This is a genomic window from Streptomyces sp. NPDC002886 (assembly GCF_042888445.1).
GTDB lineage: Bacteria > Actinomycetota > Actinomycetes > Streptomycetales > Streptomycetaceae > Streptomyces.
In genome coordinates this window covers 155,342-173,151 of the sequence record NZ_JBIAPV010000007.1, presented here as the reverse complement: position 1 = coordinate 173,151, position 17,810 = coordinate 155,342, and the positions used below count along the sequence as shown (strand labels likewise).

At 71.2% G+C, this 17,810-nt stretch carries 14 protein-coding genes; 8 read left to right on the top strand and 6 right to left on the bottom strand.

The annotated features are described in order from the left end of the window. The first annotated feature begins 185 nt into the window (after positions 1–185). Entirely contained in the window at positions 186–1,079 is an 894-nt protein-coding gene (locus tag ACFYYB_RS28905; protein ID WP_389438665.1) for a hypothetical protein, read from the top strand. Between the two features lie 3 nt (positions 1,080–1,082). On the opposite strand, the gene ACFYYB_RS28900 is transcribed toward ACFYYB_RS28905, so the two are convergent. The 3 genes from ACFYYB_RS28900 to ACFYYB_RS28890 form a co-directional block, all read right to left on the bottom strand. Continuing rightward, positions 1,083–1,895 (bottom strand): hypothetical protein, encoded by an 813-nt coding sequence (locus tag ACFYYB_RS28900; RefSeq protein WP_389438664.1) that lies wholly within the window; start codon positions 1,893–1,895, stop codon positions 1,083–1,085. Between the two features lie 148 nt (positions 1,896–2,043). Further along, the gene (locus tag ACFYYB_RS28895) at positions 2,044–3,318 is read right to left on the bottom strand and encodes a metallophosphoesterase (RefSeq protein WP_389438663.1); all 1,275 of its coding nucleotides are present in this window, start codon (positions 3,316–3,318) and stop codon (positions 2,044–2,046) included. Between the two features lie 228 nt (positions 3,319–3,546). Then, entirely contained in the window at positions 3,547–4,662 is a 1,116-nt protein-coding gene (locus ACFYYB_RS28890) for a LacI family DNA-binding transcriptional regulator (RefSeq protein ID WP_214954921.1), read from the bottom strand. A gap of 362 nt (positions 4,663–5,024) precedes the next feature. Between ACFYYB_RS28890 and hisC the strand changes: the two genes are divergently transcribed. Further along, on the top strand, positions 5,025–6,107 hold the full coding sequence (gene hisC, locus ACFYYB_RS28885; RefSeq protein ID WP_389438661.1) for a histidinol-phosphate transaminase: 1,083 nt from the start codon (positions 5,025–5,027) through the stop codon (positions 6,105–6,107). Positions 6,108–6,138: 31 nt separating this feature from the next. On the opposite strand, the gene ACFYYB_RS28880 is transcribed toward hisC, so the two are convergent. Beyond that, positions 6,139–6,507, bottom strand: a complete 369-nt coding sequence (locus ACFYYB_RS28880; RefSeq protein WP_389438660.1) for a cyclophilin-like fold protein — start codon at positions 6,505–6,507, stop codon at positions 6,139–6,141. A 189-nt stretch (positions 6,508–6,696) separates the two neighbouring features. Between ACFYYB_RS28880 and ACFYYB_RS28875 the strand changes: the two genes are divergently transcribed. The 4 genes from ACFYYB_RS28875 (at position 6,697) to ACFYYB_RS28860 (ending at position 14,609) form a co-directional block, all read left to right on the top strand. After that, positions 6,697–8,202 carry a cytochrome ubiquinol oxidase subunit I gene (locus ACFYYB_RS28875; RefSeq protein WP_389438658.1) on the top strand — a complete coding sequence of 502 codons (1,506 nt, stop codon included), beginning with the start codon at positions 6,697–6,699 and terminating at the stop codon, positions 8,200–8,202. A gap of 18 nt (positions 8,203–8,220) precedes the next feature. Further along, the gene (gene cydB, locus ACFYYB_RS28870; protein WP_327305786.1) at positions 8,221–9,222 is read left to right on the top strand and encodes a cytochrome d ubiquinol oxidase subunit II; all 1,002 of its coding nucleotides are present in this window, start codon (positions 8,221–8,223) and stop codon (positions 9,220–9,222) included. Positions 9,223–9,283: 61 nt separating this feature from the next. Continuing rightward, positions 9,284–12,850: a thiol reductant ABC exporter subunit CydD gene (gene cydD / locus ACFYYB_RS28865; protein ID WP_389438656.1), complete on the top strand. Its 3,567-nt coding sequence runs from the start codon at positions 9,284–9,286 to the stop codon at positions 12,848–12,850. A gap of 10 nt (positions 12,851–12,860) precedes the next feature. Further along, a complete protein-coding gene (locus ACFYYB_RS28860) occupies positions 12,861–14,609 on the top strand; it encodes a GAF domain-containing sensor histidine kinase (protein ID WP_389438655.1) in 1,749 nt (582 codons plus the stop codon). A gap of 61 nt (positions 14,610–14,670) precedes the next feature. On the opposite strand, the gene ACFYYB_RS28855 is transcribed toward ACFYYB_RS28860, so the two are convergent. Beyond that, complete coding sequence (locus ACFYYB_RS28855) at positions 14,671–15,621, bottom strand: HAD hydrolase family protein (protein ID WP_389438653.1); 951 nt, start codon at positions 15,619–15,621, stop codon at positions 14,671–14,673. A gap of 137 nt (positions 15,622–15,758) precedes the next feature. On the opposite strand from ACFYYB_RS28855, the gene ACFYYB_RS28850 reads away from it, so the two are divergent. Together ACFYYB_RS28850 and lepB are read left to right on the top strand one after the other, a co-directional pair. Further along, positions 15,759–15,938, top strand: coding sequence for a hypothetical protein (locus ACFYYB_RS28850; RefSeq protein WP_389438651.1), 180 nt, complete (start codon positions 15,759–15,761; stop codon positions 15,936–15,938). Between the two features lie 61 nt (positions 15,939–15,999). Beyond that, on the top strand, positions 16,000–16,773 hold the full coding sequence (lepB, locus tag ACFYYB_RS28845; protein WP_389438650.1) for a signal peptidase I: 774 nt from the start codon (positions 16,000–16,002) through the stop codon (positions 16,771–16,773). Between the two features lie 48 nt (positions 16,774–16,821). Here lepB and ACFYYB_RS28840 read toward each other — a convergent pair whose 3' ends face one another. Further along, positions 16,822–17,724 (bottom strand): LLM class flavin-dependent oxidoreductase, encoded by a 903-nt coding sequence (locus tag ACFYYB_RS28840; RefSeq protein ID WP_389438648.1) that lies wholly within the window; start codon positions 17,722–17,724, stop codon positions 16,822–16,824. Positions 17,725–17,810: the final 86 nt, after the last annotated feature.

Below are 17,810 nucleotides of genomic sequence, written 5' to 3'. Positions count from 1 at the left end.
CAGGCGCAGGCCCGAGTGGCCGTGCGGCAAGCCGCCAAGTGGCTGTGTGGACTGATCCGTTCCGCTGACGGATGGGCGCGCCGATCGGACGCGCGGGGTCGGGGTCTTCAGGATGGCCCGCGGAGACCGGCCTTGTGTCCGGGCTTCGCAGATCGATTCGATCCGGTGTGTGCGAGGAGCTGTACATGAGTTCTGAGAACAAGACCCGTGCCTACCTGGGGCCGTTGCCCCGACGAGCCGGCTGGCTGGCGGGAGGCACGCTCGCCTCGGTGGCGCTGCTGCTGGCGGGCCTGACGACGCCGGCGGTCGCGCTGGCCGAGGCGTCGGGCGGTCCGGACCACTGCAAGGCCCAGCGCCACAGGGCGGGTGCGCCGACGGCGGCTCACGGCGACGACTGCAAGGTGGGCCCGCGGGGCCCGCGCGGACCCAAGGGGCAGAAGGGCGCTACGGGCCCCACCGGGCCCAGGGGCGCCACCGGTGCGACGGGCCCGACCGGTCCGCGCGGCTACCCGGGTGCTACGGGCGCCACCGGTCCCACGGGCGCCACCGGCGCCACCGGACCCACCGGAGCGACCGGTGCCTCGGGTACCAACGGTGCGACGGGCGCGACGGGCCCCACCGGTCCGACGGGCCCCACGGGCGCCACGGGTGCCACGGGCGCCACCGGTGCGACGGGCGCCACCGGTCCCTGCAATGACATCGACAGCTACTCGCCCTCGAACACCGAGGACTTCCACGCCGCCCTCACGGGCGGGGTCGCGTATGCGGGACGGGCGTCCACGCCCGGTGGCGTGCCGGTCTGGCAGAACATCAGCGACCCCGACGACAACCCGGGCTTCCCCGTCGGCCTTGCCTGCGGGATCTCCATCGCGTCCCAGGGCAATGACGCGTTCATCAAGGTGCTGACCACGACCGGCCAGGTGTACCAGACCCACGGGGACGTGAACGGCGCGAACTTCATTTGGGACGAGGCCTGGACCCCGCTCCTGCCGGCTCCGAACCCGATGCTCGGACTGCGGAGCAAGGGCATCGAGTGGAAGGGCGACCTGGCCTACTCGGGCTCGCCGAACGCCCAGTAGCGCTCACTTCGGCTCGGTCTCCGGGCCGCCGAAGTCCGGACTGGTGAAGTCCGGAGACGAGTAGCCGGGACGGGGCCCCTCCGCTGGGGCGCCCGGACTGGTGAAATCGGGCCGGGTGTATCCCAGGTTGGGGATGCGCCCGGCTCCCGGCTTTCTGGGGGCCGGGAGACCGGCCCCGGCGCTGGGATCGGCCAGCGCGTCCCGGAGGAACGGCACGATGCCCCGCTCCAGCAGGGCATTGCGCCAGGCTTCCCGGGCCCGTGCCACTTCGTCGGGTACCGCCTCGGTCTCGTCCGCCGCCACCTCGGTGGAACTGTTGCGGACGGCCGTGACGAGCAGCCCGATCACGGCGAAGAGCAGCGCGGCCGCGGTGAGCCCGCCGAACAGCCAGCCCGCCGTCAGCATCGTGTCGGCGAAGGCTGGTTCGGGTTCGATCATCTTCAGGATGTAGCCCACCAGCAGGAAGATCAGCATGGCGGTGCCGGCCAAGACCGGCGCGAGGACCGCGACCACGGCGCTGACACCCGCGCCGCCGCCCTCCCCGTCGCCCTCCTCCCCCGTGCTTCCGGGGGTGGACAGGATCTCGTTCTGCCGTTCTTTGCGGACCTTCACGTAATGGTCGTACTCGGCCGCGGCCGCGGCTGTCAGCAGCCCGGTGGCCCCCATGGCCATGGTGCGCAGCTGTTCGGCGTTCAGCCGTTCGCCGAGGGCGGCGAGCTCGGGCCTGGCGTTCGCCGTGCGCAGCGCCTCGTCGAGGAGCCGATCGAACTCCGGTCGGTCTTCGGTGAGCAGGTGCGGAGCGCTGGTCATGTGCATCCCCCGATGCTCCGTAGGGACCGGTATGCCCGCGTAGAACGGGGCGCCGGCACAAACGGAGGAGAGCCTGCTACGGATAGAGCGATGGTAGAGCGCCCACGCCGTACGTCGACAGGGGCTTTCCGGAAATACCCAGCTCCGGGAAGCCTCAGTCGTTCAGCGGGAGTTGCACGACGAGCAGTTTGCCCGCCATCGTCACGCCACCGTCCATCGCGATGGCCAGGCCTTCCGCGTAGACGTGCGGGCCGACCACGGCCTCGGGGCCGTGTGCGCCGTCACCGTCCTCGGTGCCGACCTCGCCCAGCAGGTACGGGATGGGGCTGTGGCCGTGCACGACGCGGCTGCCGCCGTAGGTGCCGATGAGCTCGCGGACGGCCTGGGGGCCGGTCCCCTCGTCGCGGAAGGCGAAGCGCTTGGTGAACTTGCGGAACAGGTCCCAGGTGATGTCGGCGTCGTTGCGGTTGAGCAGCTCGTGGATGGTGTCGTTGACGTCCTCGACCGAGTCGCCGTAGTCGAGGTAGGCGGTGGTGTCCGAGTGGAGGAGCAGGTGGTCGTCCACGAGGACCGCCGCGTCCAGCCGGGACATCCACTGGAGGTGGACGTCCTGCAGCCGGTCCATGTCGGTGCGCTGGCCGCCGTTGAGGAGCCAGGCGGCCTGGAAGGTGGCGGTGCCGGCGCCGGAGACGATGGGGGTGTCCCCGAACCGCTTGGCGCCGATCAGCAGCAGCTCGTGGTTGCCCATGAGGGCCTTGCAGTAGCCGCCCGCGGCGGCGGCTTCGGCGGAGAGCCGCATGACGAGGTCGATGACCCCGATGCCGTCGGGGCCGCGGTCGGTGAAGTCGCCGAGGAACCAGAGCCGGGCATTGCCGGCGGACCAGTTGCGGTCGGCGTCGATGAGCCCCTGGAACTGCAGTTCGGCGATGAGTTCGTCGATGTAGCCGTGCACGTCGCCGACGACGTAGAGCGGGCCGGGGCCCTCGCCGGGCGTCTCCTGCGGTACGTACTGGATCTGGACGGTGTCGCCGGGGCCGCCGAGGGCGCCGCGCCCGATGACGGGGAGGTCGCGCTGGGTCGGCGTGTACCCCTCGGGGTCGCTCTCCTCGGGGACGTGGCCCATCGGGCGTCCGACGGGCTCGCCTTGGGCGCCGTACGGGGCTTCGTGGCCGTACCCGTGCTGCGCGGGAACGGGAAGCGGGACGGGAGCCGGCCCGTGCTGCGCGGGTACGGGAGCCGGGCCCGCGTCGTAGTACGCGGGGTACTCGCCGTAGACCGGGGCGTCCGCCCCGAGCCCCGGGGACCCCGCCGCTGTGCTTGCTGCGGATCCCGGGAGCGCGGTATACGAGGCGGGTTCGGCGACCGGCAACCGGAAGTCCCGCTCGGTGTCCGTCCGCACCGCGGGTCCCTGACCGGCCCCCTGAGTCATCGACCCCTCCACCACCGTCGCGCTGCCGTACACCTGCGGACCCTCCCGCTACTGGGCGGAGGGTCCGTGATGTCGTGCGCCCATCATAGGAATGCAGCTCGCGCTCTGTGACGCACCAGGGGTGGTGAATCCTGGCGGGCGCCGGCCCTTCCTACTGGTTTCTCCCGATATGGGTGTTGTTGAGATCCTCGGCGGAGCCTGCGGCCCCGCCGTTGGGCCGGTCCGGGGTCAGTCCTGGGCCGGGGATCGGGGCGGGCTGACGGTCGTACGGGGCTGCCTGCGCTGGGACGAGGTACGAATGATCAGCTCGGTCGGGATGACCTGTTCGACGGGTCCGCCCGTGTCGACGCCCTCGATGGCGTCGATGAGGAGCTGGACGACGGCGGTGCCGATGCGGCGCGGTTTGAGAGACAGGGTGGTGATGGGCGGCTCCGTGTTGGCGTACACGGTGGATTCGCTGCAGCACACGAGCAGCAGATCCTCGGGAACGCGCAGGCCGTAGCGCCGGGCGGCGGCGAGCAGGTCGGTGCCGTTGGGGTCGAACAGGCCGTAGACGGCGTCGGGCCGGTCGGGCCGGGCCAGGAGCCGGTCGGCGGCGACGGCGCCGGCGCACGGATCGTGGGCGGGGTAGGACTCGTAGACGGGGTCCTGGCCCACGCGCTCGCACCAGCGCAGGTAGGCCGTCGTGGAGAGGCGGGTGTAGGTGTCGGTGGTGGTGCCGGTCAGGAGCCCGATGCGGCGGGCTCCGGCGGCGGCGAGGTGGTCGAGGAGTCCGAGGACGGCGGCCTCGTGGTCGTTGTCGACCCAGGCGGTGACGGGGAGTGAGCCGGCGGGGCGTCCGTCGGAGACGACGGGCAGACCCTGGCGGACCAGTTCGGTGACGACGGGATCGTGGTCGGAGGGGTCGATGACGACGGTGCCGTCGAGGGCCACGTTGGACCAGACGTCGTGTCGGGAGGTGGCGGGGAGGATGACGAGGGCGTAGCCGCGAGCGAGTGCGGCGGAGGTGGCGGCCCTGGCCATCTCGGCGAAGTACGCGAATTCGGTGAAGGTGAAAGGTTCATCCCCGTACGTGGTCACGGTCAGGCCGATGAGGCCCGACTTGCCGGTACGGAGGGTGCGGGCCGCCGCGGAGGGGCGGTAGCCCAGTCGGTCCGCGACCTCGCGGACGTGGCGGCGGGTGGCGTCGGGCAGCCGTCCCTTCCCGTTGAGGGCGTCGGAGACGGTCGTGATCGAGACGCCCGCCGCGGCGGCCACGTCCCTGATGCCCGCCCGGCCTTGTCGGCCGGCGGCCCGCCGGGTGGTCTCGGTCCGGCTCACCTGATGCTTCCCTGCTGCTGTCATGGCGAGCCGATAGTAGGGCTCGGTGGGCAGGGCGGTCCGGATGCATATGCACGCGTTGACAGGCACGATTCTGCACGGTTCGCCACCCCCAATGACCTTGGAAATGAAGGCGTTTGGTCACGAAGGGTGTCTGGTGCCCTTGTCGACGGGACCGTGCATGCCAAAACGGGGCGCTCTCGTGCTCGGCTCAACTCACCTGTACGAGGGACGCGCGCCACGGCGCAGGCCACCGGCGCACGCATATATGCGTGCGCTCTCCCGCATTCCAGGCGCCTGCCGTTCTCCGATGGACGGAATCCTCATAAGGTGAGGAGTATTGAGTCGACGGCGACGTCGTACGGGACGGTCGAGGAGGACCTGCGGTGAGCGAGAAGAGCCCGAAGCTGCGCGCCGAGCTGGACGGCATCCCCACCTACAAGCCCGGGAAGCCCGCGGCAGCGGGCGGCCCGGTCGCGTTCAAGCTGTCCTCGAACGAGAACCCGTACCCGCCCCTGCCTGGGGTGCTGGAGAGCGCGGTCGCCGCGGCGGGCCACTTCAACCGGTACCCGGACATGGCGTGCACGGGTCTGGTGAACGAGCTCGCCGAGCGGTTCGGGGTCCCGGTCGAGCACATCGCCACCGGCACCGGCTCGGTCGGGGTCGCGCAGTCGCTGATTCAGTCGACGGCGGGTCCGGGCGACGAGGTCATCTACGCCTGGCGGTCTTTCGAGGCTTATCCGATCATCGTGCAGATCTCGGGTGCGACCTCGGTCCAGGTCCCGCTGACCGACGGTGACGTGCACGACCTGGACGCGATGTTCGACGCGATCACGGAGCGGACCCGCCTGATCTTCGTCTGCAACCCCAACAACCCCACCGGCACCGCGGTGCGCCGTGCCGAGCTGGAGCGCTTCCTGGACCGGGTGCCCTCCGACATCCTCGTCGTCCTCGACGAGGCCTACAAGGAATTCGTCCGCGACGTCGAGGTTCCGGACGGCATCGAGCTCTACCGCGGCCGCCCCAACGTCGCCGTGCTGCGCACGTTCTCCAAGGCGTACGGCCTCGCCGGCCTGCGCGTCGGCTTCGCGGTGGCGCACGAGCCGGTGGCCGCGGCGCTGCGCAAGACCGCGGTGCCCTTCGGTGTCAGCCAGCTCGCCCAGGACGCGGCGGTCGCCTCGCTGCGGGCCGAGGACGAGCTGATGGGCCGGGTCGGGTCGCTGGTGAGCGAGCGCGCCCGGGTCTACGGGACGCTGCTGGCCCAGGGCTGGACCGTGGTGCCGGAGACGCAGGCCAACTTCGTGTGGATGCGGCTCGCGGAGCGCACCGCCGACTTCGCGGCGGCCTGCGAGAAGGCCGGCGTGGTGGTCCGGCCCTTCGCCGGCGAGGGCCTGCGGGTCACGATCGGCGAGCCCGAGGCGAACGACCTCTTCCTGCACACGGCGGAGGCGTTCTTCAAGGAGCTCTAGGGCTCCCGGGAACCGGCCGGACCGTGTGCGGTCAGGCCAGTTCCACGCGGATGGGGTCGCCGTCACGGACGGTGGCCAGCAGGCGGGGGTCGCCGTCGAACGAGCCGAGGACGTTGCACGGGCTCGCCAGGCGACTCTCGCCCCCGCGGGAGATCGGGGTGGGGCCGTAGGGGAGCGCGAGCGCGTCGCCCTCGGTCCAGAACGCGACCGTGCCGGGCTCGACGACCTGCCGGGCGTCGTGCTCCAGGGCCACGGAGACGCCGGTATCGAAGTAGACCTCCTCGCCCCAGGTGTTCGCGGAAGCGGAAAGGGGGAGCGCGTCGGCCAGGGCCTTGGCGGTCGGGGTCTCGTCGAGCGTTGCGGTGAGCTGGCCGGCGGGCCACAGGAATCGAATCTTCATGGGTCGCATTCAACAATCTGTTGAATTTATTCGCTAGGGGGGACCCCCCTGAAAGATGCCGACAGTGGTACGACATAATGCTTGTGAATGTGAACGCGTTCACAAGCGTGTCCTGCTTCCTCCCGGATTGAGTGGGATACGAGAGGCAAACTGCGGCTGTGACCACGGCGAAACGAAGGAGACGACGACGTGGACCTAGCTTTGGCGCCAGAGACCCTGGCGCGATGGCAGTTCGGTATTACCACCGTCTATCACTTCCTCTTCGTTCCCTTGACGATCTCTCTGGCCGCGCTCGTCGCGATCTTGCAGACCGCCTGGGTGCGTTCGGAAAAGGAGAAGTACCTCAAGGCCACCAAGTTCTGGGGCAAGCTCTTCCTGATCAACATCGCGATGGGTGTCGTCACGGGCATCGTCCAGGAGTTCCAGTTCGGCATGAACTGGTCCGACTACTCGCGGTTCGTCGGTGACATCTTCGGAGCCCCGCTGGCCTTCGAGGCGCTCATCGCCTTCTTCTTCGAGTCGACCTTCATCGGCCTGTGGATCTTCGGCTGGGACAAGCTGCCGAAGAAGATCCACCTGGCCTGCATCTGGATGGTCTCGATCGGCACCATCCTCTCCGCGTACTTCATCCTCGCGGCGAACTCCTGGATGCAGCACCCGGTCGGCTACCGGATGAACCCCGAGCGCGGCCGGGCCGAGCTCACGGACTTCTGGCTGGTGCTCACGCAGAACACCGCGCTGACCCAGTTCTTCCACACCATGACGGCGGCCTTCCTGGTCGGCGGCGCGTTCATGGTGGGCATCGCGGCCTTCCACCTCGCCCGCAAGAGGCACATCCCGGTCATGCGGACCTCGCTGCGACTCGGCCTCGTCGTCATGATCATCGCCGGTCTGGGCACCGCCATCAGCGGAGACCTGCTCGGCAAGGTCATGTTCAAGCAGCAGCCGATGAAGATGGCCGCCGCCGAGGCCCTCTGGGACGGCGAGGCGCCGGCGCCCTTCTCCGTCTTCGCCTACGGCGACGTGGAAAAGGGTCACAACAAGGTCGCCATAGAGATCCCGGGCCTGCTGTCCTTCCTGGCCAACGACGACTTCAGCTCCTTCGTCCCGGGCATCAACGACGTCAACAAGTCCGAGCAGGAGAAGTTCGGGCCCGGTGACTACCGGCCCAACATCCCCGTCGCCTACTGGGGCTTCCGCTGGATGATCGGCTTCGGCATGGCCTCGCTCGGCGTCGGCATGCTGGGGCTCTGGCTGACCCGCAAGAAGTTCATGCTGCCGCCGGGGCTGCGCACCGGTGAGGAAGAGGTGCCCCACCTGGTCCTCTTCAAGAAGGCGCTGAGCCCCAAGTTCACGAACTGGTACTGGATCATCGCGCTCTGGACCATGGGCTTCCCGCTGATCGCCAACTCCTGGGGCTGGATCTTCACCGAGATGGGCCGCCAGCCCTGGGTGGTCTACGGGGTCCTGCGCACCCGGGACGCGGTCTCGCCGAACGTCTCCCAGGGCGAGGTGCTCACCTCGATGATCGGCTTCACGACGCTCTACGCCGTGCTCGCCGTGATCGAGGTCAAGCTCCTCGTGAAGTACGTCAAGGTCGGCCCGCCCGAGCTCACCGAGGCCGACCTCAACCCGCCGACCAAGATCGGCGGGGACGACAAGAACCCCGACCGGCCGATGGCCTTCTCGTACTGAGGCTGAGGAGACCACACCATGCAACTCCACGACGTCTGGTTCGTGCTCATCGCCGTTCTGTGGATCGGCTACTTCTTCCTGGAGGGCTTCGACTTCGGAGTCGGCGTCCTGACCAAGCTGCTGGCCCGCGACCGTACGGAGAAGCGGGTCCTGATCAACACGATCGGGCCCGTGTGGGACGGCAACGAGGTCTGGCTGCTCACGGCCGGCGGTGCGACGTTCGCCGCCTTCCCCGAGTGGTACGCCACCCTCTTCTCCGGCTTCTACCTGCCGCTCCTGCTGATCCTGATCTGCCTCATCATCCGCGGGGTCGCCTTCGAGTACCGGCACAAGCGGCCCGAGGACAAGTGGCAGACCAACTGGGAACACGCGATCTTCTGGACCTCGCTGATCCCCGCGTTCCTGTGGGGCGTGGCCTTCGCCAACATCGTGCGCGGAGTGAAGATCGACCAGGACATGGAGTACGTCGGAAACTTCTTCGACCTGCTCAACGTCTACTCGATCCTCGGCGGCCTGGTCACCCTGACCCTGTTCACCTTCCACGGCGCGGTGTTCACCTCGCTGAAGACGGTCGGTGACATCCGGGACCGCTCGCGCAAGCTGGCCATGCGGCTCGGGGTGGTGACCGCCGTCCTGGCGCTCGCCTTCCTGATCTGGACCCAGGTCTCGCGCGGTGACGGCTGGAGCCTGATCGCCATGATCGTGGCGGTACTGGCCCTGGTCGGAGCCCTCGGCTTCAACTTCGCCGGCCGGGAGGGATGGGCCTTCGGCCTGTCGGGCGTCACCATCGCGGCGGCCGTCGCGATGCTCTTCCTGACGCTGTTCCCGAACGTCATGCCGTCCTCGCTGAACGACGCCTGGAACCTCACGGTCACCAATGCCTCGTCCAGCGCGTACACCCTGAAGATCATGACCTGGTGCGCGGCGGTGGCGACCCCGCTCGTCCTGCTCTACCAGGGGTGGACGTACTGGGTGTTCCGCAAGCGCATCGGCACGCAGCACATCGTCGACGCGCACTGAGTCCGGCCCCGCCCGCCTCACCCGCTCCGCTCCGCCTGCTCCTGCCTGGGGGATGTTTCACGTGAAACCGATCGACCCGCGCCTGCTTCGGTACGCCCGGTCCACCCGACTCTTCCTGGGAGCGGTGGTGGCCCTCGGGCTCGCCGGGGCGGGGCTGGTCGTCGGCCAGGCCATGCTGATCGCCGAGATCGTCGTCGGTGCCTTCGAGGACGGACTGGACGGCGGGGCCCTGCGGACTCCCCTGCTGCTGCTCGCGGCGGTGGCACTCGGCCGGGGCCTGGTCGCCTGGCTGACCGAGCTGGCCGCGCACCGTGCGAGCGCGGCGGTCAAGTCGGAACTGCGGGGCCGACTGCTGGAGCGGGCCGCCGACCTCGGGCCCGGCTGGCTGAGCGGACAGCGGACCGGCTCTTTGGTGGCCCTGGCGACCCGGGGAGTGGACGCGCTCGACGACTACTTCTCGCGGTACCTGCCCCAGCTGGGGCTCGCGATCGTCGTCCCCGTGGCGGTGCTCGCGCGGATCGTCACCGAGGACTGGGTCTCGGCGGCGATCATCGTGGTCACGCTCCCGCTGATCCCCCTGTTCATGATCCTGATCGGCATGGCCACCCAGTCCCGGATGGACCGCCAGTGGCGGCTGCTGTCCCGGCTCTCGGGGCACTTCCTGGACGTGGTGGCGGGCCTGCCGACCTTGAAGGTCTTCGGCCGCGCGAAGGCCCAGGCGGAGTCCATCCGCAAGATCACCGATGACTACCGGCAGGCCACGATGCGCACGCTGCGCATCGCCTTCCTGTCCTCGTTCGCCCTCGAACTGCTGGCGACCCTGTCGGTGGCGCTGGTCGCGGTGACCATCGGCATGCGGCTCGTCCACGGGGAGCTGGACCTCTACACCGGGCTGGTCATCCTGGTCCTGGCGCCCGAGGCGTACCTGCCCCTGCGTCAGGTCGGGGCGCAGTACCACGCGGCGGCGGAGGGACTGGCCGCCGCGGAAGAGATCTTCGAGGTGCTGGAAACCCCGGTCACCGCATCGCGGGGGACGGCCGCCGTTCCGGCATCCGATCTGCGGATCGAGCTCGACGCAGTGGCCGTCCGGTACGAGGGCCGGGGCGAGGACTCCCCGGGACCCGTCTCGCTGACGGTGGAGCCGGGTGAATGCGTGGCCCTCACCGGGCCGAGCGGCGCGGGCAAGTCCACGCTGCTCCAGGTGCTGCTGGGCTTCGTGACGCCGAGCGAGGGGCACGTCCGGATCGGGGGCGCCGACCTGGCCGGTCTGGTGCCCGAGCAGTGGCGGGAGCGGATCGCGTGGGTGCCGCAGCGGCCGCACCTGTTCGCGGGAACGATCGCGGAGAACGTACGGCTGGCGCGGCCCGGCGCCGATGACGCCGAGGTGACCGCCGCGCTGGTGGACGCCGGGGCCTGGGAGTTCGTACGGGCCCTGCCGCGCGGGGCGGACACCCCGCTCGGTGAGGGCGGGGTCGGACTGTCCGCCGGGCAGCGCCAGCGCCTCGCGCTGGCGCGGGCGTTCCTGGCCGACCGGCCGGTGCTCCTGCTCGACGAGCCGACGGCGGCACTGGACGGCGAGACCGAGGCGGCCGTGGTCGAGGCGGTACGCCGCCTCGCGGTCGGGCGGACCGTCCTGCTCGTGGTGCACCGGCCGGCCCTGCTGGCACTGGCCGACCGGGTCGTACGGGTCGGGGCCGGCCCCGCCGGGCCCTCCCCCGCCGCCCCCCTTCCCGCCGCGCGGGCGGGGCAGCCGGCGCCGGGACCGGCGCCGCGCGATCCCGGTGAATGGATCCTCGGAGACGCCCCGGAGCGGGCGGGCGGCCCGGGCGGCGGCGACGCCGGCGGCGGTGATCCGCTGAAGCGGGTACGGGGTGTGGCCAAGGCCTGGCAGGGACGGTTCCGGCTCGGGCTGTTCCTCGGGGCGCTGGCCGTCGGGTGCAGCGTGGGGCTGATGGCCGTCTCCGGATGGCTGATCTCGCGCGCCTCCGAACAGCCGCCCGTGCTGTACCTGATGGTGGCCGTCACCGCGACGCGTGCCTTCGGCATGGGCCGGGCCGTCTTCCGCTACGCGGAGCGCCTCGTGTCCCACGACGCGGTCCTGCGGATGCTCGCCGACCTGCGCGTCTCGGTGTTCCAGCGGCTGGAGCGCATCGCGCCCGGCGGGCTGCGCACCCACCGGCGCGGGGATCTGCTGACCCGGCTGGTGGCCGACGCCGACGCCCTCCAGGACTACTGGCTGCGCTGGCTGCTGCCCGTCGGCACCGCGGTGCTCGTGGGCACCGGCTCGGTGGCCTTCACCGCCTGGCTGCTGCCCGGGGCCGGCGTGGTGCTCGCCGTCGGGCTGCTGGCCGCCGGCGTCGGTGTACCGCTGGTCAGCGCGGTCTGCGCACGCCGCACCGAACGCCGCCTCGCGCCCGCCCGGGGAGAACTCGCCACCCGTGTGGCGGATCTGCTCACCGGAACCGCGGAGCTCACCGTCGCCGGAGCGCTCGGCGGGCGCCGGGCCGCCGCCAAGGAGAGCGACCGGACGCTGACCGGGATCGCGGCCCGCGCGGCCGCCGTCACCGGGCTCGGGAGCGGGCTGTCGGCACTGGTGACCGGAGTGACCGTGGTGTGCGCGGCTGCCGTGGGGGCGGACGCCGTCGCCGGGGGCCGGCTCTCCGGGGTGGCCATGGCCGTGGTCGTGCTGACCCCGTTGGCCGCCTTCGAGGCCGTCAGCGGGCTCCCGCAGGCCGTTCAGTACCGCCAGCGGGTCCGGCGCAGCGCCGAGCGGGTCTACGAAGTCATCGACGCACCCGTCCCGGTCACCGAGCCGGAGCGGCCCGAAGCCCTGCCCGCCTCCCCCTTCCCGCTGCGGCTGACGGGGCTCTCCGCCCGTCACCCCGGGCAGGAGAAGGAGGCGCTGAGCGGGCTCGACCTGACCCTGGAGGCGGGCCGCCGGATCGCGGTCGTCGGGCCTTCGGGGGCCGGCAAAACCACGCTGGCACAGGTCCTGCTGCGCTTCCTGGACCAGCACGAAGGCTCGTACACCCTGGGCGGGACCGACGCGCGCGCCCTCGACGGGGACGACGTGCGCCGGGTGGTGGGCCTGTGTGCCCAGGACGCCCACATCTTCGACAGCTCCGTACGGGAGAACCTGCGCCTGGCCTCCCCGGGGGCGAGCGAGGCACGGCTGCGCGAGGCCCTCGCCGCGGCCCGGCTGCTGGAGTGGGCCGACGGGCTCCCGGACGGGCTGGACACGCTGGTCGGCGAGCACGGCGAGCGGATCTCCGGGGGACAGCGCCAGCGCCTCGCCCTGGCGCGGGCGTTGCTCGCCGACTTCCCGGTCCTCGTCCTGGACGAGCCCGCCGAGCACCTGGACCTGGCCACCGCCGACGCGCTGACCGCGGACCTGCTGGCCGCGACCGAGGGCCGTACCACCGTGCTGATCACGCACCGGCTGGTCGGTCTGGAAGAGGTCGACGAGGTGCTCGTCCTGGACTCCGGTGCGGTGGTCCAGCGCGGTGCGTACGCGGAGCTGGCGGCGGCCCCCGGCCCGCTGCGGGCGCTGCTGGAGCGGGAGCGGGAAGCGGACGAGACGGGCGGCTCCGTGCAGGCTCGACTTTCCTCGCCAAACGGGACTAACTAGGCTCAAGGGCATGTCAGCGCAGGAGTCCCAGGAATCGCCCGAGTACCCGCCGGAGCACTCGGCGGAATCGCCCGACCCGATGGAGGCCGCCACGGCGGCCACCCGGAGCCTCCAGGGGCTGTCCACCGAGCTGACGGCCCGGGTGCCGCAGCTGCTGGAGGCCATGCGGTCGGTCGGTACGGGCCTCGAACTGCACTCCACGCTGGACCGGATCTGCGAGACGGCCGCCGAACTCGCGGACGCCCGCTACGCGGCCATCGGCGTGGTCGACACCGAGGGCCGGGGGCTCTCGGACTTCGTCACCTTCGGGATCAGCGACGCGCTGGCCAGGAAGATCGGGCACCGGCCGGACGGGAAGCGCGGCCTGCTGGGTGCGCTGATCTCGAACCCGGACCCCGTGCACCTCGCCGACCTGACCAAGGATCCGCGCTCGTCGGGCTTCCCCGCCCATCACCCGCCGATGAAGACCTTCCTCGGCGTGCCGATCCGGGTCCAGGGCGAGATCTTCGGGAACCTCTACCTCGCGGAGAAGAACGGCGGCGGCGAGTTCAACGACTACGACGTCCACATGGTCCGGGTGCTGGCCACCGAGGCGGGCATCGCCATCGGCAACGCCCGGCTCTACGAGGCCGCCACCCAGCGGGAGCGCTGGATCGACGGTTCGGTCGCCGTCACCACGGCCCTGCTGTCGGGCGGGGACGCGGACGACGCGCTCGCGGTCGTCGCCGAACAGGCACGCAGGCTCGCCGATTCGGCCGCCGGGATCGTGATGCTGCCGGCCGAGGAGGGCGGGATGGAGATCGTCGCGGTCTCCGCCGAGAACCCGGCGACCTCGCTGGGGATCGTCATCCCGGCCGAGAGCCCGGTGGTGGCCAGGCTGCTGGAGGGCGAGCCGGTCTTCGTGGACGACGCCGCCTCCGACCCGCGCATGATCAGCCGCCTGACCAGCCAGTACGGGGCCTGCATGATGCTTCCGCTGCAGAGCGGGGGACGGGTGCTGGGGGCCCTCGTCACGCCGCGGGCGCGCGGAAAGCGGCCCTTCACCGAGGCGGAGCGGACCTTGGCCACCCAGTTCGCCTCGCAGGCGGCCCTGGCGCTGATGATGGCGGAGGCCCAGCGGGACCGGGAGCGCCTCGCGGTGTTCGAGGACCGTGACCGGATCGCCCGAGACCTCCACGACCTCGTCATCCAGCGGCTGTTCGCCACCGGGATGATGCTGGAGGGCGCCCAGCGCCGGTCCGTCGTCCCGGAGGTCCGCGACGGTGTCGGCAAGGCCGTGGACGAGCTCGACGTGACGATCCAGGAGATCCGCACCGCGATCTTCGCGCTCCAGCAGGGACCGGCCGAGGCCCCCTCGGGCCTGCGCACCCGGGTGCTGCGGGAGATCAACATGGCCGCCGTGCCGCTGGGCTTCAAGCCCGCGCACCGCTTCCTCGGGCCGATCGACGCGGTCGTCGGCGAGCTCGTCGGCAAGAACCTGATCGCCGCCCTGCGCGAGGCCCTGTCGAACGCGTTCCGGCACGCGGAGGCGTCCCGGATCGAGGTGGTGCTCGACTCCACCGTCAGCCTGGCCGACGGGCGGCCCGGGGTCCGGCTGGAGGTGGCCGACGACGGAGTCGGCATCCCGGAGGGCGGGCGGCGCAGCGGGCTGCGGAACCTGCGCCGGCGGGCCGAATCGCTCGGCGGCTCCAGCTCGTACGGCCCCGGCCTGGGCGAGGAGGGCGGCGGGACCACCCTGGTCTGGGAGGCCCCGCTGTAGCAACCGCTGTAGCCACCGCTGTAGCCACTGCCGCGGCCACCGCTGTGGCCACGGCAGTGGGCTATGCCTCGGTGCGGGACGTGCGGTCGGCCAGGATGCGCTCGATGACCAAGGCGACGCCGTCCTCGTTGTTGGCGACCGTACGGCCCGACGCGGCCGCGATCACATCGGGATGGGCGTTGCCCATCGCGTACGAGGTGCCGGCCCAGCCGAGCATCTCCACGTCGTTCGGCATGTCGCCGAAGGCGACCACCTCGGAGGGCGAGATGCCGCGCTCCTCACAGCACAGGGCAAGGGTGCTCGCCTTGGAGACGCCCGGGCCGCTGATCTCCAGCAGGGAGGTCGGGCTGGAGCGGGTGATCGAGGCGTACGCGCCGGCGACGGAGCGCGCCAGCGTCAGGAACGCGTCCGGAGCCAGCTCGGAGTGGTGCGCGAGCACCTTGAGCACGGGCGCCGCGTCATCGTCCGTGGCCTCGTGGAGCAGCTCTTCGGCGGTGGCGACATTGGCGCCGGGGTCCTGGAAGAACGGCGGGTACTGGGGCTCGTAGTTGATGCCGGTGGTCAGCTCGACGGCGAAGGAGGTGCCGGGGGCGGCGGCCCGCAGGGCCTCCACCACCTTGAGCGCGGTGATCCGGGGCAGCGGCCTGACCTGGACGAACTCCCGGCCCGCAGGTTGCCGGTCGGAGGTGTGCCGGTCGGCGCTGTGTCCGTCGGCGGCGTGCCGGTCCATGGCGTGCAGGTCGACGACGGCGGCGCCGTTCGCGCAGATGGCCAGGCCGTGGCCCTGAACGTGGTCGCTGACCACACCCATCCACCGGGCCGGGCGTCCGGTCACGAAGAACACCGCGATGCCGGCCTCCTCGGCGGCGGCGAGTGCGGCGACGGTGCGCTCCGAGACGGATTTGTCGTCGCGCAGCAGGGTGCCGTCGAGGTCGGTGGCGATGAGCCGGGTCGCGGGGGTTGGCCCGTCCGGGCGCTGGGGAGCCGAGGTCACGGCTCCATCTTCGCCCATGCCGGCGGTCGGCGATGTTTCACGTGAAACATCGCCACATGGTTGTCAGTGGGCGGTGGAAGGATCTCCTCGCCGGTTCCGCCGCTGTTCGCGCCGCCGGCTCGGTGCCGGTTCCGACGACCTCACTCGGGGGCGACGTGCTCATCCCTTCAGCCCGTACGCGGGACTGCGACGCCTGTGGCGGCCCGCACGCCAAGTGGGTCCCGAGCCTGACGATGGCCCTGTGTTCGGTGTGCGACCGGGAGGGCGCCCACCACCCGGAGCGGGAACCGGTCCTGGTGGGCGAGGTCCTGCGCGTGCTGCTCTTCACGCCGTAGCGACAGCATCGGGCGTAGGGTCCGTGCACATCGAAGGAACGTGACGACGCCGGGAGTTTGCATGGGAGGTCTGGTCATCGATGCACGATCCGACCAGGAGGGTCCGCAGGGCGAGGGCGGTCCCCCGCGAGAGGACGCACCTGGTTCCGGTCGCGGGTCGAAACGGCGCCGCCCCTTCTGGACGGAGCTGCCCCTCCTCGTCTGCGTCGCGCTGGTGCTGGCCTTTCTGATCAAGACGTTCCTGCTCCAGGCGTTCCTGATCCCGTCGGGCTCCATGCAGAACACCCTGCAGAAGGACGATCGCGTCCTGGTCGACAAGCTCACCCCGTGGTTCGGCGCGAAGCCTGCCAGGGGCGAGGTCGTGGTCTTCCGTGATCCGGGCGATTGGCTCGCCGGGCATCCGGTGGAGAAGCCCAACGTGGCGCAGAAGTTCCTGAGCTCTGTCGGGCTGATGCCCGCGGCCGGGGAGCAGCACCTGATCAAGCGAGTCATCGGCGTCGCCGGCGACACGGTCGAATGCGAGGGCACGGGACCACTGAAGGTGAACGCCAAGCCGCTCGTCGAGCCGTACGTCTTCGCCGGGAACACCGCTTGCAGCACGGACGCGGGCGGTCAGTTCAAGGTGACGGTGCCCAGCGGCCACATCTGGGTGATGGGCGATCACCGGCAGAGTTCGCAGGACTCCCGCTACCACCAGCTTGATCCCCGCGGGGGCATGGTGCCCCTGACGGACGTGGTGGGCCGTGCCGTGGTGCTCGCCTGGCCGGTCGACCGCTGGACGACCCTGCCCGTGCCGGACACGTTCGACCAGCCGGGTCTCTCTCCCACACCGTGACACCCGGATGTGCCGGGGATCGCCGTCGCGTCCCCGGCCTCCTGGTGGTCAGCCCAGCTGGGCGAGCGCCTCGGTGGCGATCTCCTCGAAGACGCCGGGGTCGGTGGCGAAGTCCGAGTCGGGGATCGGCCAGTGGACGACGATCTCGGTGATGCCCAGGTCCCGGTGGATGCCTGCGAAGTCCACGAAGGCGTCGAGGGATTCCAGGGGGCGGCCCGGCTCCGGCGTGAAGCCGGTGAGGAGGATCTTGTCCAGCTCGTCCACCTCCCGGCCGATGTCCGCGCAGGCCTTGCCGAGCCGCTGGATCTGGCCGCGGATGGCCTCCACCGACTCCTCCTGAGTGCCCGCCTCGAACAGCTTCGGGTCGCCGGTGGTCACCCATGCCTGGCCGTGCCGGGCGGCGAGCTTCATGCCGCGCGGCCCGGTGCCGGCCACCGCGAAGGGCAGCCGGGGGCGCTGGACACAGCCGGGGATGTTGCGGGCCTCGTCGGCGGAGTAGTGCGTGCCCCGGTGCGTTACGGCGTCCTCGGTGAGGAGGCGGTCCAGCAGGGGCACGAACTCTCCGAAGCGGTCGGCGCGCTCGCGCGGGGTCCACGCCTCCTGGCCGAGGGCGGTGGCGTCGAAGCCGTTGCCGCCGGCCCCGATGCCGAGTGTGATCCGGCCGGCCGAGATGTCGTCCAGGGACATCAGCTCCTTGGCGAGCGTCACGGGGTGACGGAAGTTCGGCGAGGTGACGAGCGTGCCCAGGCGCAGGCGCTCCGTGGCCGTCGCGGCGGCCGTGAGCGTGGGCAGCGCGCCGAACCACGGACCGTCCCGGAAGGTTCGCCAGGACAGGTGGTCGTAGGTGTACGCGGTGTGGAAGCCCAGCTGCTCGGCCCGCTGCCAGCGGTCACGGCCGCCCTCGTGCCAGCGGCTGACGGGAAGGATCACGGTGCTCAGGCGCAAGGTCATACCCGCGAGCCTACGACTGTCGGGCAGGGTCCTCGCATGACCGACGGCCCGCGTCGCCCGCCGGAGCCGCTGCTGCCGCCGTCGTC